The sequence below is a fragment of the Pseudacidovorax sp. RU35E genome (assembly GCF_900156165.1).
Lineage (GTDB): Bacteria > Pseudomonadota > Gammaproteobacteria > Burkholderiales > Burkholderiaceae_C > Xenophilus.
Window position 1 is genome coordinate 24,287 of sequence record NZ_FTMY01000015.1, and the last position, 25,571, is coordinate 49,857.

The following is a 25,571-nucleotide window of genomic DNA, read 5'->3' on the forward strand; positions in this document are numbered from 1 at the left end:
CGTGCCAGCTTCCTTGCGCTCACTCGGCCGCTTGCCGCAGCGTGGCCGCCACGGGCCGGCGCAGCACTTCGCGCAAGCTCCACCAGCCGGCGCCCAGGGCCAGCAGCGCGCCGACGATGGCGCCGAACAGCGGCACCAGCGGCGACGCGGTCCAGCGGAAGTCGAACACCCAGCGCGCCAGCGCCCAGGCGATGGCCGAGGCCACGATGCTCGCCAGCAGTCCGGCAAGCAGGCCGGTGCCCGCCAGTTCCGCGCGCTGCACCTGCCGCAGCAGCGCAGCGCGGGCGCCCAGGGCGCGCATGACGGCGAACTCGCGCGCCCGCTCCTCGCGCGTGGCGCTCACGGCCGCGAACAGCACCACCAGCCCAGCCGCGAGCGTGAAGCCGAACAGGAACTCCACCGCACGGATCACCTGGTCCAGCACGCGCTGAACCTGGGCGATGGTGCTGCTCATGTCGACGTTGGTCACGTTGGGAAACTGGCGCACCAGCGCGTTGTCGAAACCCCGTTGCTCTGGTGCGCGGAAGGCGGCCAGATACGTCACGGGCACCTCGGCCGGCATCGCCGCCAGCGGGTACATCACGAAGAAGTTCGCATGCAGCGAGCCCCAGTCCACCTTGCGGGTGGAGGTGATGCGGCCCTCGCTCGTCACGCCGCCGATGTCGAAGCGCAGCCGGTCGCCGAGCTTGAGGCCCAGCGTCTCCATCAGGCCCTCCTCCACACTCACGGCATCGGCCTCGCCCGAGGTCCAGGCACCCTGCACGATGCTGTTGTGGCCGGGCCGGTCGGCCGCGTTGCTGAGGTTGAACTCACGGTCCACCAGGCGCTTGGCGCGGTCCTCGCTGTAGTCGTCGGGCGTGACCGGCTTGTCGTTGATGGCCACGAGCCGGCCGCGGAACATGGGGTACCAGTCGTACTGCGCCACGCCGCCCTGGCGCAGCGCGTCCTGGAAGGCCTGCGCCTGGTCGGGCATGACGTTGATGACGAAGCGGTTGGGCGCATCGGGCGGGGTGGCCTTGCGCCAGCTGTCGACCAGGTCGGTGCGCAGCAGCACCAGCAGCATCAGCGCCAGCAGGCCCACGGCCAGGCTGCTGACCTGCAGCACCGCATACACCGGCCGCGCGGACACCTGCCGCGTGGCCAGCACCAGCCAGCGCGGCGCACTGCCCTCGCGCACCACGCGCCGCAGCACCAGCACGGCCAGCCAGGCCAGCACGGCGAACACGGCCACCGCACCGGCAAAGCCGCCGACCGCGATCAGGCCGAGCTTGAGGTCGCTGCTGGCGGCCAGCAGCAGGGCCGCGAAGCCGGCCACGCCCAGGCCCAGCACCGCGGCCGAGGCAGGCCGCAGCGCGCCCAGCTCGCGTCGGATGACGCGCAGCGGCGGCACCTGCGCCAGCTGCAGCACCGGCGGCAGGCCGAAGGCGAAGAGCAGCGTCAGGCCCATGCCCACGCCGAAGAGCGCCGGCCATGCCGTGGCAGCAGGCAGGTCGCCATCGACCAGCCCTGCCAGCAGGCGCACGAACACATGGTGCACCGCATAGCCGATGGCCACGCCCGCCAGACTGGCGCCCAGCCCGATGACGCCGAACTCGACCGCATAGGCGCCTGCGATGGTGCGCTGGCGCTGACCCAGCACGCGCAGCATGGCGGCGCCGTCCAGGTGCCGGGCCGCGAAGCCGCGCGCCGCAAGGGCGACGGCCACGGCCGAAAGCAGTGCGGCGAGCAAGGCCACCAGGTTCAGGAATTTCTCGGCCCGGTCCAGCGTCTGGCGCATCTCGGGGCGGCCACTGTCCAGCGACTCCAGCCGGGCGCCGCGCAGCTCGCCGGCATCCAGGCGCTGCTGCACCTGGTCCGAGAAGCGCTTGACGGCCGGCGCCTCACCCGCCACTGCGAGCCGGTAGCGCACGCGGCTGGCCGGCTGCACGAGCGCCGTCCGGGCCACGTCGGCCTGGTTCATCATGACTCGCGGCGCGAAGTTGAGGAAGCCGGCGCCGCGGTCGGGCTCGATCACCAGCACGCGGCGGATCACGAGCGAGGAATCGCCCAGCAGCAGGGTGTCGCCCACCTTCAGGTCCAGCGCTTCGAGCAGGCTGGCATCGACCCACACATCGCCCGGGGCGGGCACGTCGCGCGTCACGGCATCTGGGGCACCGGGCGCTTCGGCCACCCGCAGGCTGCCGCGCAACGGATAACCCGCGGCCACCGCCTTCAGCGCCACCAGGCGACTGGCGCCCCCCCGGGCGTCGGGCGCCCGGGCCATGGTCGGGAAGTCATAGGTCATGGCCGACTGCAGGCCCTGCCCGTGCGCCGCGTCCACCTGTGCCTGCGGCGGCGGGTTGTCCGTGACCAGCACCGCGTCGCCGCCGAGCAATTGCCGGGCATCGCGGGCCAGCCCGCCCTTGAGCCTGTCGGCGAAGAAGCCCACGGCCGTGAGCGCGGCCACGGCCAGCAGCACGGCCACGATCAGGAGGCGCAGTTCGCCCGCACGCAGGTCGCGGCGCAGCGTGCGCCAGCCAAGGAAGAAAGCGTCTTTCATAGGAGTGGCGCACGATAGCCCAGCGCCTCCGGCCGCGCGGGAATGCGGGGCAATCGCAAAGGGATTTCCCGCATGCGCGCCGAGGCAGCCGGCAGCCATCATGGGCTGGCGGACGCGGCGTCCTCCGACGCTGCCATGCGGCGGGCGCTGCAACCATGGCGGCCCAACCGATACCACGTCCAAGGAAGCCCATGACCGCCCTCGCCCGATCCGCACTCGTCACCGCCACGCTTGCCGCAGCCGTGGGCCTGCTGGCCGGCTGCGACCCCAAACCCAAGGCCGAAGCCCCGACGGCCGCATCAACCTCCGGTGCCACTGGGACACCCCAGGGCATCAACCCCGCGCCTTCCGGTGCGGGCGTAGACTCCGGCGCCCACAAGGGCCCGGCCGAAGGCAGTTCGGCCATCGGCGGGGTGGCGGCAGGCCAGGCGGCCGGCGGCCACAACGTCGATGGCCCCACGCCGGCACCGTCGAGCGGCGACGGCGCGGCACCCAAGAACTGACGACCCTCCGGCGGCGGCCCCACGAATTCCCACGACAGACGCACCACAGCGCAACCCACGATGAAGCCCACGACACCCGTGTCATTGCAGGAGGTTCGGTCATGGACATGAACCGCCGCCATTTCTTCCGCGTCAGCGGTGCCGGCCTGGTCGGCTCCAGCCTGGTGGCCCTGGGCTTCTCGCCCACCGCCGCACTGGCCGAGACCCGCCAGTTCAAGCTGGCCCGTACCACCGAGACGCGCCAGACCTGCACCTACTGCTCCGTGGGCTGCGGCCTGCTGATGTACAGCCTGGGTGACAAGGCCAAAAACGTGAAGGCCTCCATCCTTCACATCGAAGGCGACCCGGACCATCCCGTCAACCGCGGCACGCTGTGCCCCAAGGGTGCCGGCCTGCTCGACTTCGTGCACAGCCCCAACCGGCTGAAGTACCCCGAGGTGCGCGAGCCCGGCAGCACCGAGTGGAAGCGCGTGAGCTGGGAAGAAGCCTTCAGCCGCATCACGCAACTGCTCAAGGCCGACCGCGACGCCAACTTCCAGGCCACCAATGCCGCAGGGCAGGTGGTCAACCGCTGGACCTCGTCGGGCATGCTGTGTGCCTCGGCCTCCTCCAACGAAACCGGCTATCTCACGCACAAGGCATTCCGCTCGCTCGGAATGCTCGTCTTCGACAACCAGGCCCGCGTTTGACACGGACCGACGGTGGCCAGTCTGGCCCCGACGTTCGGCCGCGGTGCGATGACCAACCATTGGCAGGACATCCAGAACGCTGATCTGGTCCTGATCATGGGCGGCAATGCCGCAGAAGCGCATCCGTGCGGCTTCAAGTGGGTCATCGAGGCCAAGAAGCACAACAAGGCACGCCTCGTCGTGGTGGACCCGCGCTTCACGCGCTCGGCTGCCGTGGCGGACTATTACGCGCCCATCCGCGCCGGCTCCGACATCGCCTTCCTGGGCGGCGTCGTGCACTACCTGCTGAGCCAGGACAAGATCCAGACCGAGTACGTCCGCAACTACACCAACGCCCCCTTCATCGTGGGCCCGGACTACAAGTTCGAGGATGGGCTGTTCAGCGGCTACAACGCCGAGAAGCGCAGCTACGACAACAAGAGCTGGGGCTACGCGCTCGACGAGCAGGGCCATGCGAAGGTCGACATGACCATGCAGGACCCGAACTGCGTGCTGCAGGTCATGAAGCGCCATTACGCGCGCTACACGCCCGAGATGGTCAGCCGCATCACGGGCACGCCCCAGGACAAGTTCCTGAAGGTCTGCGAGTACATCGCCAGCACCAGCGTGCCCGGTCGCACCATGACCATCATGTATGCGCTGGGCTGGACGCAGCACAGCCAGGGCTCGCAGATCATCCGCACCGGCGCCATCGTCCAGCTGCTGCTGGGCAACATCGGCGCACCCGGCGGCGGCATGAACGCGCTGCGCGGCCACAGCAATATCCAGGGCCTGACGGACCTGGGCCTGCTGTCGAACTCGCTGCCCGGCTACCTCTCGCTCGCACGCGACACCGAGCAGACGCTGGACGACTACTACAAGCCCCGCGCCCTCAAGCCGCTGCGTCCCAACCAGATGAGCTACTGGCAGAACTACCCCAAGTTCTTCGTCAGCATGCAGAAGGCCTGGTTCGGCAAGGCGGCGACGGCCGAGAACGACTGGGCCTTCCACTACCTGCCCAAGATCGACAAGCTCTACGACGTGCTCCAGGCCTTCGAACTGATGGACCAGGGCAAGCTCAACGGCTACATCTGCCAGGGCTTCAACCCTGTCGGCTCGTTCCCGGACAAGCACAAGATCGTGCGCAGCCTGTCCAAGCTCAAGTTCCTGGTCACCATCGACCCGTTGATGACCGAGACCAGCGAGTTCTGGCGCAATTTCGGCGAGCACAACGACGTCGATCCCAAGCAGATCCAGACCACGGTGTTCCGCCTGCCCTCCACCTGCTTCGCGGAGGAGAACGGCTCGGTCACCAACTCCAGCCGCTGGTTGCAGTGGCACTGGAAGGGCGCCGAGCCGCCGGGCGAGGCGCTGGCCGACACCGAGATCGTGGGCCAGCTGTTCACGCGGCTGCGCGCGGCCTACGCCAAGGACGGCGGCGCCTTCCCCGACCCGATCGTCAACCTGGCCTGGAACTACAAGATTCCGACCTCGCCCGCTCCCGAGGAGCTGGCGATGGAATACAACGGCAAGGCGCTGAGCGACCTGACGGATCCGAAGGACCCGACCAAGGTGCTGGCCAAGGCCGGCGAGCAGCTGGCCGGCTTCGGTCTGCTGCGCGACGACGGCTCCACCGCCAGCGGCTGCTGGATCTATGCCGGCGCCTGGACCCAGGCTGGCAACCAGATGGCGCGCCGCGGCAATGCCGACCCCTACGGCATCGGCATGGTGCAGGACTGGGCCTGGGCCTGGCCGGCCAACCGGCGCATCCTGTACAACGCCGCCTCCACCGACCCCAAGACCGGCAAGCCCTGGATCTCCAGGCGCCCGCTGGTGTTCTGGGACGGCGCCAAGTGGACGGGCCCGGACGTGCCGGACATCCGCCCCGACGCCAACCCGGCCGACCCGGACGCGGTGCGTCCCTTCATCATGACCGCCGAGGGCGTGGCGCGCCTGTTCGCGCCCACGGGCATGGCCGAAGGGCCGCTGCCCGAGCACTACGAGCCCTTCGAGTCGCCGCTGGAGAACAACCCGCTGCACCCCAACAACAAGGTGGCGCGGGCCAACCCGGCAGCGCGCATCTTCAAGGGCGACCTGGAGCGCCTGGGCGTGCCCAAGGACTTCCCGTATGTGGCGACCAGCTACCGCTTGACGGAGCACTTCCACTACTGGACGAAGAACGTGATGACCTCGGCCATCATCCAGCCGCAGCAGTTCGTGGAGATCAGCGATGTGCTGGCGAAGGAAAAGGGCATCGCCAATGGCGACTGGGTCAAGGTGTCGAGCAAGCGCGGCTACATCAAGGCCGTCGCGCTGGTCTCCAAGCGCATCTCGGTGCTGCAGGTGGACGGCAAGACGGTGCACACCGTCGGGCTGCCGAACCACTGGGGATTCGTGGGCGTGGCCAAGCCGGGTTACCTGGTGAACACGCTCACGCCGTTCGTGGGGGATGCGAACACGCAGACGCCCGAATACAAGTCCTTCACCGTGAACATCGAGAAAGCCTAGCCATGTCCTCCCTGCAATCTCTGGACATCGCCAAGCGCTCGGCCACCACGGTGCAGCCGCCGGTGGTGCGCCACCAGCCGCAGGTGCAGCCCGTTGCCAAGCTGATCGACGTGTCGGCCTGCATCGGCTGCAAGGCCTGCCAGGTGGCCTGCATGCAGTGGAACGACCTGCGTGACGAGGTCGGCACCACTCATGGCACCTACGACAACCCGATGGACCTCTCGCCGGCCTCCTGGACGGTGATGCGCTTCTCGGAAGTCGAGCCCGAAGAGGGCAAGCTCGAGTGGCTGATCCGCAAGGACGGCTGCATGCACTGCGAGGACCCGGGCTGCCTCAAGGCCTGCCCGGCGCCCGGCGCCATCGTCAAGTACACCAACGGCATCGTCGACTTCATCAGCGAGCATTGCGTGGGCTGCGGCAACTGCGTCACGGGCTGCCCCTTCAATGTGCCGCGCATCAACAAGGCGGACAACCGGGCCTACAAGTGCTCGCTGTGCTCCGACCGCGTGGGCGTGGGCCTGGAGCCGGCCTGCGCCAAGGTCTGTCCCACCGGAGCCATCCAGTTCGGCACCAAGGAGGACATGCACGAGTACGCCGCCGAGCGCCTCGTCGACCTCAAGGAGCGCGGCTATGCCAACGCCGGCGTCTACGACCCGCAGGGCGTGGGCGGCACGCACGTCATGTACGTGCTGCAGCATGCCGACCGGCCCGAGCTCTACCATGGCCTGCCCAAGAACCCGACGATCAGCCCGCTGGTCTCGCTCTGGAAGGGCATCGCCAAGCCGCTGGGCCTGCTGGCCATGGCGGGCGCGGTGATCGGTGGCTTCTTCCACTACATGAAGGTCGGGCCCGTCGAGGCCAAGGACGACAAGGACGCCGATGGCGTCGCCGATGACCACGAGGTGGTCGTCATCGAGAAGCCCGCCGCAGACCGTCGCGAAGGAGCCCCGTCATGAGCCGTGTCTACCTGCGCCGCTACAAGGACGGCACGCGGATGAACCACTGGTTCATCGTCCTCATGTTCTTCTGCGCCGCCCTCTCGGGCCTGGCCTTCTTCCACCCGGCGCTGTTTCCGCTGACCAACCTCTTCGGCGGCGGTCAGTGGACGCGCATCCTGCATCCCTTCATGGGCCTGTTGATGGTGCTGGGCTTCGTCTTCATGTTCTTCGGCCTCTGGCGCGAGAACCTGATCGACCGCAACGACGTCGAATGGATGAAGCGCTCGGGTCAGATGCTGGCCGGCCACAAGGAGCACATGCCGCCGGTGGGCAAGTACAACGCCGGCCAGAAGCTGGTGTTCTGGGTGATGGCGGTGTCGCTGCTGGTGCTGCTGGCGACGGGCTTCCTGTTCTGGAGCCCGTGGTTCGTGCACTACTTCCCGATCACGCTGCGCCGTATCGCCGTGGTGCTGCATGCGGCCTCGGCCGTGTTCCTGGTGCTGTCGGTGATCATGCATGTGTACGCCGCCATCTGGGTCAAGGGCACCATGCGCGCCATGACGCGCGGCACTGTCACCGAAGGCTGGGCACGGCTCAACCATCCGGTGTGGCACCGCGAGATGACGGGACGCGACTGAGCACGGTCGCAGCCCTCGCGCGCCGGTCCGGCGCGCACCCTCCGCCCCACGGCGCCGCATCCGGGCCGTGGGGTTCGTTCTTTTGCAACGCCCGCCCCGGGATACCCCTGGCATGCGCCCTGACACGGCCATGCTCTAGCATTCGCCCCCGATGACCGAACCCAGCAACCCCGCCGCCTTCTTCGCTAGCACGCGGGTGCTCGAGCCCGAGCAGATCGCGATGCAGGCCGGCCAGCGGGTGCCCTTCCTGCGGCTGCCGCAGCGCGCCACCGTGTTCGCCGACCGCGGCCTGCGCCTTCGCCAACTGGCCGCCGGCCATCCGATGCGCGACTACCTGCTCTTCGTGGCCGACATCGCGCAGGCCCAGCACGAGGCGCTGCAGCACCATCCCGACGTGAAGCTGCCCGACCTGGCCGCCATCGAGGCCGCCTCGCAGGCACTCAGGCCGCCGCTGCCCGCCGACCTGTGGCCGCGCGACCCGGCCTGGCGCGCCGTGCTGCGGCAGGTGCTGGGGCCGCTGCGGGATCGACTGCCCGAAGGCCCCGCGCGCGAGACCGTGCAGCGCGTGCTCGACGCCGACAGCGACTGGCTGGAACGCCAGGCCGGCCTGATCACGCAGGGCATCATGTTCGGCCTGGACCTGGGCACCGCGCCGCTGGTGGCGGCCGGCCTGCAGGCCTACTTCACGCACATGGCCATCGCCACGGCCGAGGAGCACGGCGCGTTGCGCGCCTTCGGCGTGACCGAGCCGCTGACCCGCTGCCCCTGCTGCGGCAGCGCACCCACCGCCGGCGTCATCCGCATCGGCGCCGACGATGCCGGCGTGCGCTACCTGCATTGCGCGCTGTGCAGCACCCAGTGGCACTACGTGCGCATCAAGTGCGCCCACTGCGAGAGCACCAAGGGCATCCACTACCAGTCGCTGGAGCCCGAGGGCGAGGCCGCGCCCGAGCGGCCGGTGGGCCTCAAGCCCGGCGCCGTACGCGCCGAATGCTGCGACGAATGCGGCCACTACCTCAAGCTCGTGGCCATGGACCGCGACCCCGAGGTCGAGGCCGTGGCCGACGACCTTGCCAGCCTGCCGCTGGACCTGCTGGTGTCCGAGGCCGGCCACCAGCGCACAGGCCACAACCTGATGCTGCTCTTCGGCGACCCCGAGCCCGAGGCCGCATCGGCCAATCACCCACCCGACGACGGCGGAGGCGGCTGATGGCCATGCCCGACGAGTCCGTGGTCCACGGCTCCAAGGCAAGTCCCCAGGATCTGCCCGCCGTCGACCGGCTGCTGCGTGCCCCGGACACGCAATCCCTGATCGCCGCCCACGGCCACACGCTGGTGGCCGGCGAGGCGCGCGCCCTGCTCGATGCGTTGCGCCCGCGCGCCGTCGCCGGCCATTTGCCCCTCACCGACGTGCAGCCTGCGGCACTGCAGGCCGCACTGCTGAAGCGCCTGCAGGCCCGCCTGTCGCCGCGCATGCAGCGGGTCCTTAACCTCACCGGCACGGTGATCCACACCAACCTGGGCCGCGCGCTGCTGGCCGACGAGGCGCTGGCCCATCTGCTGCGGCTGATGGCCGGCCCCAACAACCTCGAATACGACCTGGCCACCGGCGGCCGCGGCGACCGCGACACGGTGGTCGAGGAACTGCTGACCACCCTGACCGGCGCCGAGGCCGCCACGGTGGTCAACAACAACGCCGCCGCCGTGCTGCTGACGCTGGGCGCCCTGGCCCGCGACCGCGAGGTGATCGTCTCGCGTGGCGAGCTGGTGGAGATCGGCGGCGCCTTCCGCATGCCCGACGTCATGGCCTCGGCCGGCGCGCACATGGTGGAGGTGGGCACCACCAACCGCACCCATCCGCGCGACTACGAGCAGGCCATCACCGAACGCACCGCACTGCTCCTCAAGGTGCACACCAGCAACTACGCGGTGCAGGGCTTCACCTCCGCCGTGGACGAATCGGTGCTGGCCGGCATCGCCCATGCGCGCGGCCTGCCCGTGGCCACCGACCTGGGCAGCGGCTCGCTGGTGGACCTGGCCGCCTACGGCCTGCCGCGCGAGCCGCTGCCGCAGGAGAAGCTGGCGGCCGGCTGCGACGTGGTCACCTTCTCCGGCGACAAGCTGTTGGGCGGTCCGCAGGCCGGCCTGATCGTCGGCAGCAAGGAGGCCGTGGGCCGCATCCGCAAGTTCCCGATGAAGCGCGCCCTGCGCATGAGCAAGCTGCCGCTGGCCGCGCTGGAGGCCACGCTGATGCTCTACCTGCGCCCCGAGCGCCTGGCGCAGGACCTGCCCACGCTGCGGCTGCTGACGCGCCCGCTGGAAGCCATCCAGGCCACCGCCCGCGCCGTGCACGGCCCGCTGGCCGAAGCCGTGGCGCCGCGCTTCACGGTGGAAACCGTGGCGCTGCAGGGCCAGATCGGCAGCGGCTCGCTGCCGGTGGAGCGCCTGCCCTCCGCGGGCCTCGCACTCGCGCCAGCAGGCATCGCCAAGAAGGGCACCGGCCGCGCCCTCGACCAGCTCGCCCAAGCCCTGCGCCAGTTGCCCCTGCCCGTCATCGGCCGCATCGCCGACGACCGCCTGCTGCTGGACCTGCGCTGCCTGGAAGACGCCACCGACCTGCTCGGCCAGCTGCCGAGCCTGCGCGAGCGCCTCGCATGATCATCGGCACAGCGGGCCACATCGACCACGGCAAGACCACGCTGGTGCGTGCCTTGACCGGGGTGGACACCGACCGCCTGCCGGAGGAAAAGCGCCGCGGCATCTCCATCGAGCTGGGCTATGCCTACCTGCAGGCCGGTGACATCTCCCTGGGCTTCGTCGACGTGCCCGGCCACGAGCGCCTGCTGCACACCATGCTGGCCGGCGCCACCGGCATCGACCATGCGCTGCTGGTGGTGGCCGCCGACGACGGCGTGATGCCGCAGACGCGCGAGCACCTGGCCGTGGTCGCGCTGCTGGGCCTGGACCGCGGCAGCGTGGCCCTGACCAAGATCGACCGCATCGATACCGCCGAGCGCACGGCCCGCATCGCCCAGCTGCGCACCGAGATCGCCGACCTGCTGGCGGGCACGCCGCTGGCGGCTTCACCGCTGTTCCCGGTCTCGGCCCAGACCGGCGAAGGGCTGGAGCCGCTGCGCCAGCACCTGCTGCAAGCCGCGGGTGAAGTGCGCGGCCACGACGACGCGCTGGCCTTCCGCCTGGCGACCGACCGCGCCTTCACGCTGGCCGGCGTCGGCACCGTGGCCACCGGCACCGTGCATGCCGGCACCGCCCGCATCGGCGACGAACTGCGGCTGGTGCCCGGCGAGCGCAGCGCGCGCCTGCGCGGCATCCATGCGCAGAACCTGCCGGCTGACGAGGCCCGCGCCGGCCAGCGCTGCGCCCTGGCCCTGGCCGGCCTGGCGAAAGAGGAGGTTCGCCGCGGCGACTGGCTGTGCGACCCAGCCATCGCGCTCGCCACGACGCGCCTGGACGTGCAGCTCACGCTGTGGCCCGGCGAGGCCCACACGCTGCGCTCGGGCACACCCGTGCATGTGCACCTGGGCGCCAGCGACGTGATGGCCTCCATCGCGCTGCTCGACCGCGACGGCCTGGCGCCCGGCGACACCGCCCTGGCCCAGCTGGTGCTGCGCGAGCCCGTCGCCGCCTGGCACGGCGACCGCGGCGTGCTGCGCGATGCCAGCGCCACACGCACCGTGGCCGGCGTGCGCGTGCTCGACCCCTTCGCGCCCGTGCGCTACCGCCGTACGCCGCAACGCCTGGCCGAACTGGCGGCCTGGGCCCTGCCCGAGCGCGCCGCCTTGATCGACGGCCTGCTGCAGGCGGCCCCGCTGGGCATGGACGCCGCCCGGCTGGCCCGCGCCCTGGCCCTGCCCGGCCCCGACGCGCTGGCGCCCTTGCCCGCCGATGCGCTGCGCATCGACGGCATGCTGATCGCCCGCCGCCACCTGGAAGCGCTTCAGGCCCAGGTCATCGAGCGCCTGCGCGCCTTCCACGAGGCCCAGCCGGCGGAGATCGGCCCCGACGCGCGGCGCCTGCGCCGCCTGGCCGGCCCGCGCACCGACGACGGGCTTTGGCGCGCGCTGGTGGAGGCACTGGTGGCCGATGGCCGCCTGGTCCGCAGCGCCCACTGGCTGCACCTGCCCGACTATGCCGCCCGCCTCAATGCGGCCGAGGAGAAGCTCGCGCAGCAGCTGCTGCCCAAGCTGGCGGATGGTGGCTTCGACCCGCCCTGGGTGCGCGACCTCGCCAAGGACCTGGCCGCCAGCGAGGCCATGGTGCGCCAGACGCTGGCCAGCCTGGCCCGTCGTGGCGCGGCCTTCCAGGTGGTCAAAGACCTGTACTATCCGCTCCCCACCGTCGAGCGGCTGGCCGCACTGGCCCGCGACTGCGTCGACGGCCCGGACGGCCTGCAGGCCGCCAGCTTCCGCGACGCCACCGGCCTGGGCCGCAAGCGCGCGATCCAGATCCTGGAGTTCTTCGACCGCGTGGGCTACACGCGGCGGGTCAAGGACACGCACCTGCTGCGGCCGGACACGGCGATGTTCGGGGGGCGGGGCGCATGAGGGGCCTCGCGCTGGTGCAGATCAACTGGAGGGGAAACGTCCCTGGTGGGGCGGCCGGGCTTCAAACCCGGTGGGTGGCGCCACGCGTCGCTGGGAGGGTTCGACTCCCTCTCCCCTCCGCCCTTTTGGGGCGCATTGGCCTACTGCGCGACCCGATCTCGCACCTGCGATGCTCGCCGTACCCGAGTACGGCTGCGCTTCTCGGCGCGACCTCGGGCCGCTCGCTACGGCCACTGCACCCCAAAAGCTTGAAGGAATTCCAGGCAGAGGAAGCGCAACCCCGGCCCGCTCGCGACGGCGGCTGCTCCCCGAAAGGCGTAGCGGAAGAACGGCCACGACATGCCTCGCGGCGCTGGCCCCTCACCCAGCCTCTCCCCAGCGGGGAGAGGAGCCAAACAGCCGCCGCACCCCAAAGCCGCGCCCATCGGGCAATCCCGAAGGGGAGCCCACCGATCACCAGCCCCGGAGCCTGGTGCGGGGTGCCCGCGAGTGGCGCCCTCAGGATGCGCCGAGGCGCGCAGCCGGATGAGCGAGGCCCGCGGTCTCCGCGGGCCGTTCCTTCTGACTCGCGGCATCTGTCTGAGCGGAGCGCGTCAGCGCGCAGCGAGTTATGCCGCGCGCTCATCCGGCGAGCACCGCAGGTTCCGCGAGCGTTCAGCGAGCGGCGCAGCCTGTGGGCGACGCCCGGGGGTGCCCCGCACCAGGCGGACCTCATCGAACGCGCAGGCCTGACTGACGCCACACCCGCCCGTCAGCACACACGAGCCAGCTCGTCAGCCTTCGACCACCAACTCCGCGGCTCCAGCCTCACAGCGTCCGACGACCGCAGCAGACTCAAAGCCTTCGTCACGGAACACGCCCAGCACCGCATCGACGGCCTCCGGCGCGCAGCTCACCAGCAGCCCGCCCGCCGTCTGCGGATCGGTCATCAGGGCCTGCGTCACGTCAGGCAGCCCGGCAGACAAGGACACCGAGGCCCCATAACCCGCCCAGTTGCGCCCCGACGCCCCGGTCACGAAGCCATCGGCCGCCATCGCCGCCACGCCCTCCAGCAGCGGCACGCGCGGCCACTCGATCACCACCCGCAGCCCCGCACCGCGCGCCAGCTCCAGCCCATGCCCGGCCAGGCCGAAGCCCGTCACGTCGGTGATCGCATGCACGCCGTCCAATGCCGCCAGCTTCGGCCCCGGCGTGTTGAGCTTCGTCGTGTTGGCGATCAGCTGCCGGTAGCCCGACTCGGGCAGCTTCTCCTTCTTGAGCGCCGCCGACAGCACGCCCACGCCCAGCGGCTTGCCCAGCACCAGCACATCGCCGGGCCGCGCATCGGCATTGCGCCGCACGCGGTCCGGGTGCACCAGCCCCAGCGCCACCAGCCCATAGATCGGCTCCACCGAATCGATGGTGTGGCCGCCCGCGATCGGGATGCCCGCCGCACGGCACACGTCCTGCCCGCCGCGCACGATGTCGCCGATCACCGCCACCGGCAGCTGATTGACCGGCATCGCCACCAACGCAAGCGCGAGGATGGGCTTGCCACCCATCGCGTACACGTCGCTGATCGCATTGGTCGCGGCGATGCGGCCGAACTCGTAAGGGTCGTCCACGATCGGCATGAAAAAATCGGTGGTCGCCACCAGCGCCTGTTCGTCGTTCAGCCGATACACGGCCGCATCGTCGGCCGTCTCGATGCCCACCATCAGTTCCGGCGGAATCAGCCCCGCACCGCTGCTGCGCAGGATCTCGCTGAGCACACCGGGCGCGATCTTGCAGCCGCAGCCGCCGCCGTGCGAGAAGCTGGTCAGGCGCATCGGCGCCAGCGGGTTCATCGGTCGCTGCTGCTGCATCGCAGTGTTCTCCTGAGGGCGTTGTAGGGACAAGCGCCGGATTATCGAAGCGCCCCCATTCCTGCCCTTGCCATCCTGTCTTTTCAACGAGGCCAACAACCATGACCTTCTCCCGCCGCGCCACCCTGGCCGCCCTGCTCGCCACCGCCGCCTTCGGCACGCTTTCGGCCCATGCCCAGACCGGCACCCTGCGCGTGTCCGCCATTCCCGACGAGGCGCCCACCGAGCTGCAGCGCAAGTTCGCCCCGCTGGGCGAATACCTCAAGCAGCAGACCGGCATGAACGTGCAGTTCACGCCCGTCACCGACTATGCCGCCGTGGTCGAGGGCCTGGCCACCAACAAGATCGACCTGGCCTGGCTGGGCGGCTTCACCTACGTGCAGGCCAAGATCCGCACCAACGGCGGCGCCAAGCCCATCGTGCAGCGCGCCGAGGACGAGGTGTTCACCAGCAAGTTCATCGTGCCGGCCGACAGCACCGCCAAGACCCTGGCCGACCTCAAGGGCAAGACCTTCGCCTTCGGCGCGCCCTCCTCCACCTCTGGCAGCCTGATGCCGCGCTTCTTCCTGCTCAAGGACGGCATCAACCCCGAGAAGGACTTCAAGACCGTCGCCTACTCAGGCGCGCATGACGCCACCGTGGCCTTCGTGGCCGCAGGCCGCGCCGAGGCCGGCGTGCTCAACGCCTCGGTGTGGGACAAGCTGGTCGAGGCCAAGAACCCCAACGCCGCCAAGGTGCGCGTGCTGGCCACCACGCCGACGTACTACGACTACAACTGGACGGTGCGTCCCGGCCTGGACCCGGCGCTGACCAAGAAGCTCACCGACGCCTTCCTGCAGCTGGACTCGGCCAAGCCCGAGCAGAAGGAAATCATGCAGCTGCAGCGCGCCAGCAAGTTCGTGCCCACGCAGTCGTCCAACTACGACGGCATCGAGGCCGCCGGCAAGTCGGCCGGACTGATCAAGTAAGCCACTTCCCTGTTGCAAGAAAGGCACGGCGTGAGCTTTGCACTGGAAGGCGTGGGCCTGGTCCATCCCAACGGCCAGCGGGCGCTCGAGGGCGTGACGCTGGCCGCGCGGCCCGGCGAGCGCATCGCCTTCATCGGCCCCTCGGGCGCCGGCAAGACCACGCTGCTGCGCATCCTGGGCGCGGCGCTGCGGCCGAGCGAGGGCCGGGTCACGCTGCTGGATCAGGCGCCCTGGCAGGCCGACGCGCGGCGCCTGCGTGCCTTGCGTGCGCGCATCGGCACCGTGCACCAGCAGCCGCCCATCGCGCCGCGTCTGCGGGCGGTGACCGCCGTGCTCTCGGGCCGACTGGGGCAATGGTCCACGCTGCGGGCGCTGGGCTCGCTGCTGCGGCCTGGCGACCTGCAGGGCGCGCATGCCGCGCTGGCGCAGGTGGGCATAGAAGACCGGCTCTTCGAACGCTGCGACCGGCTCTCCGGTGGGCAGTTCCAGCGCGTGGCCGTGGCGCGCGTGCTCTACCAGCGGCCCGACCTGCTGCTGGCCGACGAGCCCGTCTCCGCGCTCGATCCCACGCTGGCCGACACCACGCTGCGCGCACTGGCGGCCCAGAGCGAGGCCACCGGCGCCACGCTCTGCGCCTCGCTGCATGCGGTGGACCTGGCGCTGCGCTGGTTTCCGCGCGTGGTCGGGCTGCAGGGCGGGCGTGTGCTGTTCGACCTGCCGGCCGCCGAGGTCACGCCGGAGCGGCTTTCCGGGCTGTACGCGGCGGAAGGCGGCCTGCGGGCCGCCGACGAGGACACGGCCGTGATGCCGATGGCCACGGCCTTCATTCCCTCGGGCTGCCGATGACGGCTCGCATGGGGACTGTCGCGCGGGCCGCGCCCGATGCACCTCGCCTGCGCGACCCGGCTGCGCGCCGCCGCCTGATCGGCGCGCTGGCGGCGCTGGCCATCGCCTGGCCGGTGCTGCAGCTGTCCGAGTTCCAGCCCTGGCAACTGCTGACCAGCGGCAACCTGGCCGTCATCGGCGGCTTCCTCGCCGCCTTCTGGCCGCCCGCGCTGTCGCCCGACTTCCTGGCTCTGCTGGGCCGCGCCACGCTCGAGACGCTGGCCATGGCCACGGCCGGCACCACGCTGGCCTTCGGGATCGCGGTGCCGCTGGCCTTCGCCGCCACGCGGGCGCTGTCGGTGTCGCGCCTCGGCCCCGGCCCGGGCCGCTTTCGTGGCGGCCTCGTGCGCCGAGCGGCGCGGCTGCTGCTGATGGGCCTGCGCGCCATTCCCGAGATCGTGTGGGCGCTGCTCTTCGTGCGGGCCATGGGCCTGGGCCCGGCGGCCGGCGTGCTGGCCCTGGCCGTCACCTACGGCGGCATGCTGGGCAAGGTGTACGCGGAGATCCTGGAGTCGGTGGACAACCGCCCGGCGCAGGCGCTGCTCGAGTCGGGCAGCAGCCGCATCGCCGCCCTCGCCTACGGCCTGCTGCCCAACGCGGCGCCGGAGCTGGCCTCGTACACCGTCTACCGCTGGGAATGCGCCGTGCGCGCCTCGGTGGTCATGGGCTTCGTCGGCGCCGGCGGTCTGGGACAGCTCATGGACCAGTCGATGAAGATGCTCAACGGCGGCGAGGCCTGCAGCATCCTGCTGGTCTTCCTGGCGCTGGTGCTGCTCGCGGATGCGCTGTCGAATGGGCTTCGGAGGCTGCTGGCATGAACGGCAACGTCGCCAAGGCCCTGCCCCCGCGGCCCGCCGCCTGCTGGCGCTGCCGCGCCGTGCTCGTGGCCGTGCTGGCCGCCATCGTCGCCAGCTTCGCGTGGCTGGGGCTGGACCTGTCGGCGCTGGTCTCGGCCGAGTCGATGGGCCACATGGGCCGCTTCGTGGCCGAGTTCTTCCCGCCCGACCTGTCGCCCGACTTCCTGGCGCGCACGGCCCAGGGTGCGCTGCAGACCCTGGCCGTGTCGGCCCTGGGCACCGTGCTGGCCATGGCCGCGGGCGCGGTGCTGGCGCTGCCCGCTTCGGGCCGCGCGGGCTGGCCGGCGCAGCAGGCCGCGCGCTTCGTGCTCAACCTGCTGCGCAGCGTGCCCGAGCTGGTGTGGGCCGCGCTGATGGTGCTGGCCGCCGGCATCGGCCCCTTCGCCGGGGCGCTGGCGCTGTCGCTGCACACCACCGGCGTGCTGGGCCGGCTCTTCGCCGAGGCGCTGGAGAACGCGCCGCCCGCGCCGGAGCGCGCCCTGCGCGAGGCGGGCGCCGGCCGCATCGCCGCCTTCGGCTATGCCAGCTTGCCGCTGGTGGCGCCGCAGTGGCTGGCCTACAGCCTCTACCGCTGGGAGATGAACATCCGCATGGCCGCCGTGCTCGGCTTCGTGGGCGGCGGCGGGCTGGGGCAGATGCTGTACTTCCATCTGTCGATCTTCCAGCAGGCGCAGTCGATGACGGTGCTGCTGGGCATGTTCGCGCTGGTGGCGCTGGTGGACGGCGCCAGCGGCTGGGTGCGGCGGCGCTGGGGCGCCTGAGGCCGCCCGCCCTCGGGCTGCGCAGACGGCGCAGGCCTGCGCGGCCGGCAAGCGGTCCGTTCAGCAGGGCCGTGCGCTGGCCAGCACGGTATGCAGCAGCACGTTGGCGCCTGCCTCGACATGGTGCGGGGCGGCGTCCTCGATCTCGTTGTGGCTGATCCCGTCCTTGCAGGGAATGAAGATCATGCCGGTGGGTGCACGCCGGGCGGTGTACACCGCATCGTGTCCCGCGCCCGATGTCATCCGCTGGCAAGGCAGCCCGAGCGTGCGGGCGGACCGTTCGATCAACGCGATGCACGCCCGGTCGAAGGGCTGGGCCGGATAGCTGGACACGGGCGTGAGCGCCACCTGCAGTCCACTGGCCCGGGCCAACCGATCGGCCGCCTCCTGCAGTGCACGCGCCATGTCGTCGAGCACCGCATCGTCGTCGTTGCGCAGGTCCACCGAGAAGGTGACGCGGCCCGGGATCACGTTGCGACTGTTGGGAAAGACCTGGACCATGCCCACCGTGCCCCGCCCCTGCGGCGGATGGCGATGCGCGATGGCGATCACTTCCTGCATGAGCGCTGAAGCGCCCTGCATCGCGTCGCGCCGCAGGGCCATGGGTGTCGGACCGGCATGGGCCTCCATGCCGGTCACGGTGCAGTCGAACCAGCGCACGCCCAGCGTGCCGGTGACCACGCCGATGGGCAGGCCGGCCGCTTCGAGCAGGGGGCCCTGCTCGATGTGCACCTCGAAGTAGGCGCCGATGGGGTGGGCGCGTGGCGGACGCTGCCCCAGGTAGCCGATGCGGGCGAGTTCCTCGCGCACCGTCCGCCCCTCCAGATCACGGGCCGCCCACGCGTCCTCCAGCGCGATGGCGCCGGCGAACACGCCCGAGCCCATCATCACCGGCACGAAACGGGAGCCCTCCTCGTTGGTCCAGAACACCACCTCGATCGGCGCCTCGGTCTGCACGCCGGCGTCGTTCAGCGTCCGCACGACTTCCAGGGCCGCCAGTACACCGTAGTTGCCGTCGAACTTGCCGCCGGTGGGCTGCGTGTCGATGTGGCTGCCCGCGACCACCGGTGGCAGTGCGGACGCCCGGCCTTGACGCCGCATGAAGACATTGCCGATCTGGTCGACGGTGATGGCCAGCCCTGCCTCGCGGCCCCACTGCACCACGAGGTCGCGGCCCTGCCGGTCCAGGTCGGTCAGTGCCAGTCGCGCCACGCCGCCGCGGGGCGTGGCACCGACACGCGCGAGCGTCATGAGGCTGTCCCACAGACGGGCGCCGTCGACGTGCAGGTCGCGGGCATCGGAAGAAGATGCAGTCATGGGCCCAGTGTGGCCGCCGGCCCGACGCGGCGAAATGGGCCGGATGGTCCATTGGCAGGGGCTGTTCTGCCCGGCCAGACTCCACCGCGCCAAGGCCGTCGTCGATGGCCAGCGACAAGAGAAGGAGTGCGGACCGATGCGGGTGATCGTGGTGGGCGGCGGCATTGCCGGCCTGGGTGCAGCCTGGCGGCTGCGGGAGGCGGGCCACGAGGTGGTGCTGCTGGAGAAGGACGCCGAACCCGGCGGCCGGTGCCGGTCGGTCCAGTGGAACGGCCTCTGGGCCGTGACCGGGGCCTTTGCCTTCCTGGGGTCCGAAGACAACCTGATCGAGCAGGCCCGCAAGCTGGGCATCCACACCCCCCAGGAAGTGGTCGACCTGACCGCCGCGCATCGATGGGAGGTGCTGGTGCGCCGCAGCAGAACGGTGGACTTCGGCGCCTTCGACCTCAAGTCCGCCGCACTGCACAGATTCATTCCGATGGCCGAGAAGCTGCGCCTGCTCGCCGCCCTTCCCGCGCTGGCGGCGCGGATGCGCGGCGCGGACCCTCGCGACCTCACGAGCCTGTCCGCCCTGGACGACGTGGGCGCGTGCGACTATTTCCGGCGGCTCTCGCCCACGCTGGCGGACTACTTCCTGGAACCGAGCATGGGCATGTTCTGCGGCTACGGAGAAGACGACTTCTCGCTTGCCTGGACCGCCTGGAGTTCAGCGGGACGACTGTCATGGGCGACGCGGTCGATGTGGAGCTTCAAGACCCGAGGCGCCGGCCAGTTGACCTGGGCGCTTGGGCGAAATTTCGAACAGGACCCCGGCACCGACTACCGGCTCGACCGCGCCGTACAGGCGGTGCATGTGGACCGCGACGGCGTGCGGGTCGAGGCCACCGGCCCCGAAGGCGACGAAGTGCATGCAGGTGACGCCGTGATCATGGCCGTACCCGGCCATCGTGTCGCGCCGCTGATGCCAGGGCTGGACGCAGCGCGCCGCAGCTTCTTCGGCGGCATCGACTACGCAGGCCACCACATCTTCTACTACCTGCTCGACCGACCGAAGGGCGCGTTGCCGGACACACGCGTCCTGCCCGCCGCCGATGGCTTCCACCGCACCGGCAACGTGAGATTCACCGACCTGGGCGACGGCCGGACCTTCGCCCACTCGCAGTGGAAGGACGCAGGCTGCCGCCGCCACGCGGACGCCAGCGATGAGGAATTGATCGCGCTGGCCTGGGGCGACGTGACCGAGGTGGTGCCCGAGCTGGCTGGCAGTCAACCCTCGGACAGCTTCGTCTCGCGCCAACCCGCGGCCATCTGCAAGCGGCCGGTGGGCTTCGTCCGCCGGCTCAAGGCCTTCCGGGCTCTAAGGCCCCTGCCCCGCGTTGCATTCTGTGGTGACTACCTGTCGAACAGCACCGTCGGTCAGTCGCACTGGTCGGGCCTGATGGCCGCGCAGGCGCTGATCGCGGGCGTCCGCTGAGCACCCACGCGCGCCCCCAGTTGGGCGCGCGTGCGGACGTCGAGCTTGCGGAAGACCGCCGCCAGCTGCTTCTTGACCGTCGACGGGCTGGTGCCCAGCGTCCGGGCGATCTGCTTGGTGCTGTGACCGGCGACCGCCAACTGCGCGACCTCGCGTTCGCGCGAACTCAGTCCTGCGAGTGGCGCATCGGCCACCAGCGTCACATCGGCCCGGCCCGCCTGTCCCAGGCGCCAGGCCAGGCCGAGGGCGGGCGCGAGCAGGGCCGCCGCTTCGCGTTCGCGCGGGCTGAAGTCCTGCGCGGCCATCGGCCGCACGAAGCTGAAGGCGCCCGCCAGTTGCCCTTGATGCCGGACCGCGACGGTGAGCACCGCGCCCGCTTCGTTGGGAACCAACATGGCCCTGAAGAATGGCGCATTGCGCAGATGAGGCAAGGGCACCAGATCGGTCAAGCGCACGGCCGCCCCCGCATCGGGACGGTCCAGCCAGGTGCGAATCGGGTCGGTCTGCCTGAAGCGACCGCAGTACTGCGCTTTGCTCCCGCCGCGCCAGCCGACGAAATGGACTGCGTCGGCAGAGGGATCGACGCGCCCGCCGGGGCGCTCGACGAACACGGCCTTGGTGGCGCCAAAGCCACGCCCGAACACATGCATGCCGAAGTGCACGAAGTCCTCCGGCGTGCCCACCCGGGCGATCGGATCGAGCAGCGTGCTCAGGTAGGCAAAGGGCAGGTCCATGGCGCGTCGGTGAGGCAGGCGGGTGGATGGCCAGTCGGCGGACAATCTTAGCCATGAGCCAGCCCCGCCCCGTCCGCCCGGAAGACCGCCACGCCTTCGACACCTTCATCGACGCGCGCTCGCCCTCCGAATTCGCGCTGGACCACATTCCCGGCGCCATCAACTGCCCGGTGCTCGACGACGAGGAGCGCCGCATCGTCGGCACGCTCTACCACCAGCAGGGCGCCTTCGAGGCCCGCCGCGTGGGTGGTGCGATGGTGGCAGCCAACCTGGCGCGGCACCTGCAAAGCCCCGTGATGGCCGAGCGGCCGATCAAGTGGCGGCCACTGGTCTACTGCTGGCGCGGCGGCCTGCGAAGCGGCTCGATGGTGCAGTGGATGCGCCTGGTGGGCTGGGACGCGCAGCAGCTGGCCGGCGGCTACAAGTCCTTCCGCAAGCACGTGGTCACGCAGATCGACCAGCTGGTGCCCGCGATCCAGTTGCGCGTGATCGTCGGCGCCACCGGCAGCGCCAAGACCCGCGTGCTGGAGGCCCTGGCCAGACGCGGCGCCCAGGTGCTGGACCTGGAGGCCGCCGCCTGCCACAAGGGCTCGCTGCTGGGCGCCTGGCCCGGCGTGCCGCAGCCATCGCAGAAGCACTTCGAGACCCGCATCGCCGCCGCGCTGGAGGCCTGCGATCCGGCGCGCCCGCTGTACGTGGAGGGCGAAAGCCCGCGCATCGGCCGCCTGTCGGTGCCGCAGCCGCTGGTCGAGCGCATGCGTGCCGCCGACTGCATCGAGATCCGCGCCACGCCCGAGGCGCGCCTGGCCTACCTGCTCACCGACTACGCCTACCTGGGCGACGACCGCGAGGCCCTGGCCGAGCGGCTGGGCGCGCTCAAGGAGATGCAGGGCAAGGAGACGGTGCAGCGCTGGCAGCAATGGGCCCGCGAGGGCTCGCTGCCGCTGCTGTTCGGCGAGCTGATGGCGCTGCACTACGACCCGCACTACGAGCGCTCGCAGGCGCGGCATTTCCATGCGTGGGCGACGCGGCGGCCGGTGGAGGTGTCGGCGCTGGGGCCGCAGGACATCGACGCCGCAGCCGAGGCAGTGCTGGCCCTGGGCTGAAGCACGGAGTGCGGCAACGCCGCACGCGGCGCGGACCCGGTGACTCGCAGGGCACCGACGGACGGGCCCGTTCAGTCAATAGGCGGCGCCGTGCGCAGCCAGCAGCGGATCTCCCGACACCGCGGTCGACGGCTGCCCATCCACGCCCACCGGCACCTCGCCCACCAGCGTGATGCGGTAGAGCTGCCGGTCGAAGTCCAGGTCGAAGATGTCGAAGGGTGCCACGTGGGCGGTGGCGCGGTTGTCCCAGAAGGCGATGGAACCCGGCTCCCACTTGAAGCGCACGGTGAACTCGGGTCGCACGATGTGTTCCCACAGCAGTTCCAGCAGAACGCGGCTCTCGCGCGAAGTGAGACCGACCACGCTCTTGAGGAAGCCCGGGCTCACGAAGAGCGCACGCTCGCCAGTCTCGGGATGCACACGCACCAGCGGATGCTCGCTGACCAATGTCTTGCTCTGCACCAGCGCCTGGTACTCGGGCGAGGCATTGGCACCGGCGGGCGGGCTGAAGCGATGCAGCCCGCGAAGGCCATCGACGAAGCGCTGCATCGGCGCCGACAGTGCGCGGTACGCCGCCACCAGGTTGGTCCACTGCGTGTCGCCGCCATAGGGCGGAATCGTCACGCCGCGCAGGATGGATGCGGCCGGCGGGTTGTGCGCCGCCGTCACGTCGGTGTGCCAACCCGTCCAGGGGCGCAGTTCGGCCTGACCCTCATGACTGTTGGCGCGCCGGTACTTGGCGATCGAGTACAGCTCGGGAAAGCCGTCCACATGGCCGAACACGGGGTGGCCAACGGTCGGGTCGCCGAACTGCTTTGCCAGCGCGATGTGCTGTTCGTGGCTGAGCGACTGGTCGCGGAAGAACACCACCTTCCATTGGTGGAGTGCGGCGCGGATGGCCGCCACGTCATGCGGCGCGAGCGGCGCACGCAGATCCACACCGCTGACCTGCGCGCCGGTATGGGCGGACAGTGGCTGCACGCGCACGGCGCTGTCGGGGTGAAGGGGGGGTCGGTTGCTCATGGCTTGTCTCCGGTGAACGAGGGGTGGGGCGTGGCGTGCGAGCGCGTGGTCAGGCCTGGACGAGGCGCAGTTCCGCCAGCAGGGCGCGCACCTCCCGGTATTCCGCCGCCAGTTGGGTGGCGGTGTCCTGCGGGCCCTGGAAGTTGTCCTGCCATTGGTTCAGCACCAGGAAGTCCTTCCAGTCAGGCGTCTGCGTGACCTCCCTCAACGCGCGCGTCCAGTAGGCCTGCTGCGTCGCGGAGATGCCCTTCGGGGCCATGACGCCCTGCACTGACTGGCCGACGGCATTGACGCCCTGCTCCCTCCAGGTCGGTGCGTCGGCGAAGACGCCACCCAGTCGCTGCGGCGCGGCCACGGCCAGCAGCCGGATCGCACCGGCCTTCAGTTGGCCGACCACGTTCGGCGTGGTGGCGGAGATCACGTCCAGATGCCCGCCCAGCAATGCGGTGAGCGACTCTGCCGAGGATTTGTACGGAATGACGCGAAGCCGGGTGACATCCACCTGCCCCGCCTTGAGCGGTCGGGCGATGCCGAGGTGGATGTGGTTGCCCAGCGTGGTGGCGATGCCGATGCTGAGCGCCGTCGGGTCCTGGCGCAGCCGGGCGATGAGGTCGCTGCCCGTGCGCAGCGGCGAATCGGCACGCACCGCCACCACCACGTACTCTGTCAGCAGCGTGGCCAGCGGCGTGAACTCGGTGTAGGGCACCGGGAGCGCGCCCTGCGCCTCGCTGTAGACCAGCGAGCTGCTCAGCGTGGCCAGCACGTTGGGATTGCGCTCGGCCTGCTGCAGCGCCTGCAGCACCACCACGCCATGGGCGCTGGATCGGTTGGACACGACGACCGCCGGACTCAGGCGCTGTTGCTCCAGCAGACGCGCCAGCTTGCGGGCAGAGGCGTCGAGCGCGGCGCCCGGGCCCGACGGGACCAGGAACTCGACCCGCGGCCCGGGCGACCAGGATTCGGCTGCGGCGACGCGCCCGGCGGCGCTGCCAGCGGCCAGTGCGGCGATGCCTGCAAGAAAGGTTCGACGTGTCGGAGATTGCGGTTGCATCGTGCGGGGATCCGTGGGCATGGGCCGCGGGACATCCCAGGGCCAGACCGACGAATCTAGGCAGCACGCGCCCGACGCACAAAGAAGCTTTGCGCGCGAGCTTCTGCAAAAAACGCGTTAGCCGCGTCCGCCCCCGTCTCGCTCCGGGCAGCGGCGACCCAGGGCCTCAGCCTGCATACAGCACCCCCCGCGGCGCCCGGCAAAGCCCCCACAGCCGCACGCCGCTCGCCTTCGCCATCTGCACGCCCATCGCCGTCGGCGCAGAGATGGTGGCCATCGCCGCGATGCCTACCCGCGCGCACTTGCGCACCAGCTCGTGGCTGCCGCGGCTGGACAGCAGCACGAAGCCCTGCGCGTCCGTGCCCAGCCGTCCTTCGCGGGCCAGGCGGCCGACCAGCTTGTCGAGCGCGTTGTGGCGGCCCACGTCTTCCAGCACATCGGTCACCGCACCATCGAGCGTGGCCCAGGCGGCAGCATGGATGGCGCCGGCCTCGGCATTGAGGCGCTGGCGCGGCGGCATCTGCGCGAAGCCGCGCAGCACGGTGGGCAGGTCCACCTGCGCCAGCCAGTCGGGCGCTGGCAGCGGCACGGGCGTGAGGTCGAGCGCGGCGAAGCTCTCGACGCCGCACACGCCGCAGCCCGTGCGGCCCGCCAGGCTGCGGCGCCGGCCCTTGAGGCGCTCGAAGGCGCGCGTGGAGATCTCCAGCCGCACCTCGATGCCGGGCATGCCCTCGGGCAGACCGGCCGCGGCCGCGTCGACGGCCGCCGCCTCGATGCCGCGGCAGTCGGCGGCGGCATCAAGGATGCCTTCGCTCAGCGCGAAGCCCAGCGCGAAGTCCTCGATGTCCTGCGGCGTGGCCATCATCACGGCATGCGAGATGCCGTTGAAGACCAGTGCCACCGGCACCTCCGCGGCCAGCACGTCCTCGCGCTGCGTGCCCTCGGGCGGCAGCCCGGCCTCGCCCTGCACGCGTACAGGCAGGCGCACGAGCGAAGGCAGGAGCGGATCGACAGCTGCGTCGGTGGTCATGGCGAAGAAGGTCTGCGGCAGGCGGCGCGGGCAACATGCCGCAGCCAAAGAAAAAAGGCCGTGGCGCTGCAAGCACCACGGCCTCGGGATTGTGCCCAGCCCCCGCCGGCGACGCACCGGCCGGGGCCACCCGCCGCACATCGTGCGGGGGCTTGGCGCCGA

Annotated in this window: 20 protein-coding genes and 1 tRNA gene; 14 read left to right on the forward strand and 7 right to left on the reverse strand. The window is 70.9% G+C overall.

Going from position 1 to position 25,571, the window contains the following annotated elements:
- Positions 1 to 19: 19 nt before the first annotated feature.
- Complete coding sequence (locus BXA03_RS22575) at positions 20 to 2,539, reverse strand: ABC transporter permease (RefSeq protein WP_076511440.1); 2,520 nt, start codon at positions 2,537 to 2,539, stop codon at positions 20 to 22.
- A 191-nt stretch (positions 2,540 to 2,730) separates the two neighbouring features.
- On the opposite strand from BXA03_RS22575, the gene BXA03_RS22580 reads away from it, so the two are divergent.
- The 8 genes from BXA03_RS22580 to BXA03_RS22620 all read left to right on the forward strand — a co-directional run bounded on the left by BXA03_RS22580 (position 2,731) and on the right by BXA03_RS22620 (position 12,479).
- Positions 2,731 to 3,042, forward strand: a complete 312-nt coding sequence (locus tag BXA03_RS22580) for a hypothetical protein (protein WP_076511441.1) — start codon at positions 2,731 to 2,733, stop codon at positions 3,040 to 3,042.
- 101 nt (positions 3,043 to 3,143) lie between these two features.
- Positions 3,144 to 6,218, forward strand: a complete 3,075-nt coding sequence (gene fdnG, locus BXA03_RS22590; RefSeq protein WP_143476420.1) for a formate dehydrogenase-N subunit alpha — start codon at positions 3,144 to 3,146, stop codon at positions 6,216 to 6,218.
- A gap of 2 nt (positions 6,219 to 6,220) precedes the next feature.
- Positions 6,221 to 7,174 (forward strand): formate dehydrogenase subunit beta, encoded by a 954-nt coding sequence (gene fdxH / locus BXA03_RS22595; RefSeq protein ID WP_076511444.1) that lies wholly within the window; start codon positions 6,221 to 6,223, stop codon positions 7,172 to 7,174.
- Positions 7,171 to 7,794 carry a formate dehydrogenase subunit gamma gene (locus tag BXA03_RS22600; RefSeq protein ID WP_076511445.1) on the forward strand — a complete coding sequence of 208 codons (624 nt, stop codon included), beginning with the start codon at positions 7,171 to 7,173 and terminating at the stop codon, positions 7,792 to 7,794. Before fdxH ends, BXA03_RS22600 begins: the two co-directional genes overlap by 4 nt.
- Positions 7,795 to 7,945: 151 nt before the next feature.
- On the forward strand, positions 7,946 to 9,004 hold the full coding sequence (gene fdhE / locus BXA03_RS22605; protein ID WP_076511446.1) for a formate dehydrogenase accessory protein FdhE: 1,059 nt from the start codon (positions 7,946 to 7,948) through the stop codon (positions 9,002 to 9,004).
- Positions 9,004 to 10,452, forward strand: coding sequence for an L-seryl-tRNA(Sec) selenium transferase (gene selA, locus BXA03_RS22610; protein ID WP_076511447.1), 1,449 nt, complete (start codon positions 9,004 to 9,006; stop codon positions 10,450 to 10,452). The genes fdhE and selA overlap by 1 nt, the downstream gene beginning before the upstream one ends.
- The gene (selB, locus tag BXA03_RS22615) at positions 10,449 to 12,359 is read left to right on the forward strand and encodes a selenocysteine-specific translation elongation factor (RefSeq protein WP_076511448.1); all 1,911 of its coding nucleotides are present in this window, start codon (positions 10,449 to 10,451) and stop codon (positions 12,357 to 12,359) included. The genes selA and selB overlap by 4 nt, the downstream gene beginning before the upstream one ends.
- Before the next feature lie 27 nt (positions 12,360 to 12,386).
- Positions 12,387 to 12,479, forward strand: a tRNA-Sec gene (locus BXA03_RS22620).
- 653 nt (positions 12,480 to 13,132) lie between these two features.
- On the opposite strand, the gene selD is transcribed toward BXA03_RS22620, so the two are convergent.
- Positions 13,133 to 14,203: a selenide, water dikinase SelD gene (gene selD, locus BXA03_RS22625; protein ID WP_369822461.1), complete on the reverse strand. Its 1,071-nt coding sequence runs from the start codon at positions 14,201 to 14,203 to the stop codon at positions 13,133 to 13,135.
- A gap of 101 nt (positions 14,204 to 14,304) precedes the next feature.
- Here selD and BXA03_RS22630 point away from each other — a divergent pair, with 101 nt between their 5' ends.
- From BXA03_RS22630 to phnE, 4 genes are read left to right on the forward strand one after another with little or no spacing between them, the layout of a single operon-like run.
- Positions 14,305 to 15,171: a putative selenate ABC transporter substrate-binding protein gene (locus BXA03_RS22630; protein ID WP_083716295.1), complete on the forward strand. Its 867-nt coding sequence runs from the start codon at positions 14,305 to 14,307 to the stop codon at positions 15,169 to 15,171.
- A gap of 30 nt (positions 15,172 to 15,201) precedes the next feature.
- Positions 15,202 to 16,017, forward strand: coding sequence for a phosphonate ABC transporter ATP-binding protein (locus BXA03_RS22635; RefSeq protein ID WP_083716298.1), 816 nt, complete (start codon positions 15,202 to 15,204; stop codon positions 16,015 to 16,017).
- Entirely contained in the window at positions 16,014 to 16,874 is an 861-nt protein-coding gene (locus BXA03_RS22640; RefSeq protein WP_234983801.1) for a PhnE/PtxC family ABC transporter permease, read from the forward strand. The genes BXA03_RS22635 and BXA03_RS22640 overlap by 4 nt, the downstream gene beginning before the upstream one ends.
- The gene (phnE, locus tag BXA03_RS22645) at positions 16,871 to 17,674 is read left to right on the forward strand and encodes a phosphonate ABC transporter, permease protein PhnE (protein ID WP_083716300.1); all 804 of its coding nucleotides are present in this window, start codon (positions 16,871 to 16,873) and stop codon (positions 17,672 to 17,674) included. The genes BXA03_RS22640 and phnE overlap by 4 nt, the downstream gene beginning before the upstream one ends.
- Before the next feature lie 60 nt (positions 17,675 to 17,734).
- Here the strand turns inward: phnE and BXA03_RS22650 are convergent, their stop codons facing one another.
- Positions 17,735 to 18,991, reverse strand: a complete 1,257-nt coding sequence (locus tag BXA03_RS22650) for a Zn-dependent hydrolase (protein ID WP_076511450.1) — start codon at positions 18,989 to 18,991, stop codon at positions 17,735 to 17,737.
- Between BXA03_RS22650 and BXA03_RS22655 the strand changes: the two genes are divergently transcribed.
- Positions 18,990 to 20,465, forward strand: a complete 1,476-nt coding sequence (locus tag BXA03_RS22655; protein ID WP_200803422.1) for an FAD-dependent oxidoreductase — start codon at positions 18,990 to 18,992, stop codon at positions 20,463 to 20,465. The two genes, BXA03_RS22650 and BXA03_RS22655, sit on opposite strands and share 2 nt — an antisense overlap.
- Here BXA03_RS22655 and BXA03_RS27070 read toward each other — a convergent pair.
- A complete protein-coding gene (locus BXA03_RS27070; protein WP_076511452.1) occupies positions 20,408 to 21,199 on the reverse strand; it encodes a helix-turn-helix transcriptional regulator in 792 nt (263 codons plus the stop codon). The two genes, BXA03_RS22655 and BXA03_RS27070, sit on opposite strands and share 58 nt — an antisense overlap.
- Before the next feature lie 53 nt (positions 21,200 to 21,252).
- Here BXA03_RS27070 and mnmH point away from each other — a divergent pair, with 53 nt between their 5' ends.
- Entirely contained in the window at positions 21,253 to 22,305 is a 1,053-nt protein-coding gene (gene mnmH, locus BXA03_RS22665) for a tRNA 2-selenouridine(34) synthase MnmH (protein ID WP_076511453.1), read from the forward strand.
- Positions 22,306 to 22,380: 75 nt separating this feature from the next.
- Here the strand turns inward: mnmH and BXA03_RS22670 are convergent, their stop codons facing one another.
- From BXA03_RS22670 to fdhD, 3 genes are all read right to left on the reverse strand, one after another.
- Positions 22,381 to 23,328: a TauD/TfdA dioxygenase family protein gene (locus tag BXA03_RS22670; protein WP_076511454.1), complete on the reverse strand. Its 948-nt coding sequence runs from the start codon at positions 23,326 to 23,328 to the stop codon at positions 22,381 to 22,383.
- Between the two features lie 49 nt (positions 23,329 to 23,377).
- Positions 23,378 to 24,379 (reverse strand): tripartite tricarboxylate transporter substrate binding protein, encoded by a 1,002-nt coding sequence (locus BXA03_RS22675; RefSeq protein WP_076511455.1) that lies wholly within the window; start codon positions 24,377 to 24,379, stop codon positions 23,378 to 23,380.
- Between the two features lie 166 nt (positions 24,380 to 24,545).
- Complete coding sequence (gene fdhD / locus BXA03_RS22680; protein WP_083716314.1) at positions 24,546 to 25,409, reverse strand: formate dehydrogenase accessory sulfurtransferase FdhD; 864 nt, start codon at positions 25,407 to 25,409, stop codon at positions 24,546 to 24,548.
- Between the last annotated feature and the right edge of the window lie 162 nt (positions 25,410 to 25,571).

Coding starts and splice junctions, on each gene's coding strand:
- BXA03_RS22600 (WP_076511445.1), top strand. CDS start 7,171: ATGAGCCGTGTCTACCTGCGCCGCTACAAGGACGGCACGCGGATGAAC.
- fdhD (WP_083716314.1), bottom strand. CDS start 25,409: ATGACCACCGACGCAGCTGTCGATCCGCTCCTGCCTTCGCTCGTGCGC.
- fdxH (WP_076511444.1), top strand. CDS start 6,221: ATGTCCTCCCTGCAATCTCTGGACATCGCCAAGCGCTCGGCCACCACG.
- BXA03_RS22670 (WP_076511454.1), bottom strand. CDS start 23,328: ATGAGCAACCGACCCCCCCTTCACCCCGACAGCGCCGTGCGCGTGCAG.
- selB (WP_076511448.1), top strand. CDS start 10,449: ATGATCATCGGCACAGCGGGCCACATCGACCACGGCAAGACCACGCTG.
- BXA03_RS22675 (WP_076511455.1), bottom strand. CDS start 24,379: ATGCAACCGCAATCTCCGACACGTCGAACCTTTCTTGCAGGCATCGCC.
- fdhE (WP_076511446.1), top strand. CDS start 7,946: ATGACCGAACCCAGCAACCCCGCCGCCTTCTTCGCTAGCACGCGGGTG.
- mnmH (WP_076511453.1), top strand. CDS start 21,253: ATGAGCCAGCCCCGCCCCGTCCGCCCGGAAGACCGCCACGCCTTCGAC.
- phnE (WP_083716300.1), top strand. CDS start 16,871: ATGAACGGCAACGTCGCCAAGGCCCTGCCCCCGCGGCCCGCCGCCTGC.
- BXA03_RS27070 (WP_076511452.1), bottom strand. CDS start 21,199: ATGGACCTGCCCTTTGCCTACCTGAGCACGCTGCTCGATCCGATCGCC.
- BXA03_RS22640 (WP_234983801.1), top strand. CDS start 16,014: ATGACGGCTCGCATGGGGACTGTCGCGCGGGCCGCGCCCGATGCACCT.
- BXA03_RS22575 (WP_076511440.1), bottom strand. CDS start 2,539: ATGAAAGACGCTTTCTTCCTTGGCTGGCGCACGCTGCGCCGCGACCTG.
- selA (WP_076511447.1), top strand. CDS start 9,004: ATGGCCATGCCCGACGAGTCCGTGGTCCACGGCTCCAAGGCAAGTCCC.
- BXA03_RS22580 (WP_076511441.1), top strand. CDS start 2,731: ATGACCGCCCTCGCCCGATCCGCACTCGTCACCGCCACGCTTGCCGCA.
- selD (WP_369822461.1), bottom strand. CDS start 14,203: ATGCAGCAGCAGCGACCGATGAACCCGCTGGCGCCGATGCGCCTGACC.
- BXA03_RS22630 (WP_083716295.1), top strand. CDS start 14,305: ATGACCTTCTCCCGCCGCGCCACCCTGGCCGCCCTGCTCGCCACCGCC.
- BXA03_RS22650 (WP_076511450.1), bottom strand. CDS start 18,991: ATGACTGCATCTTCTTCCGATGCCCGCGACCTGCACGTCGACGGCGCC.
- BXA03_RS22655 (WP_200803422.1), top strand. CDS start 18,990: ATGGGCCCAGTGTGGCCGCCGGCCCGACGCGGCGAAATGGGCCGGATG.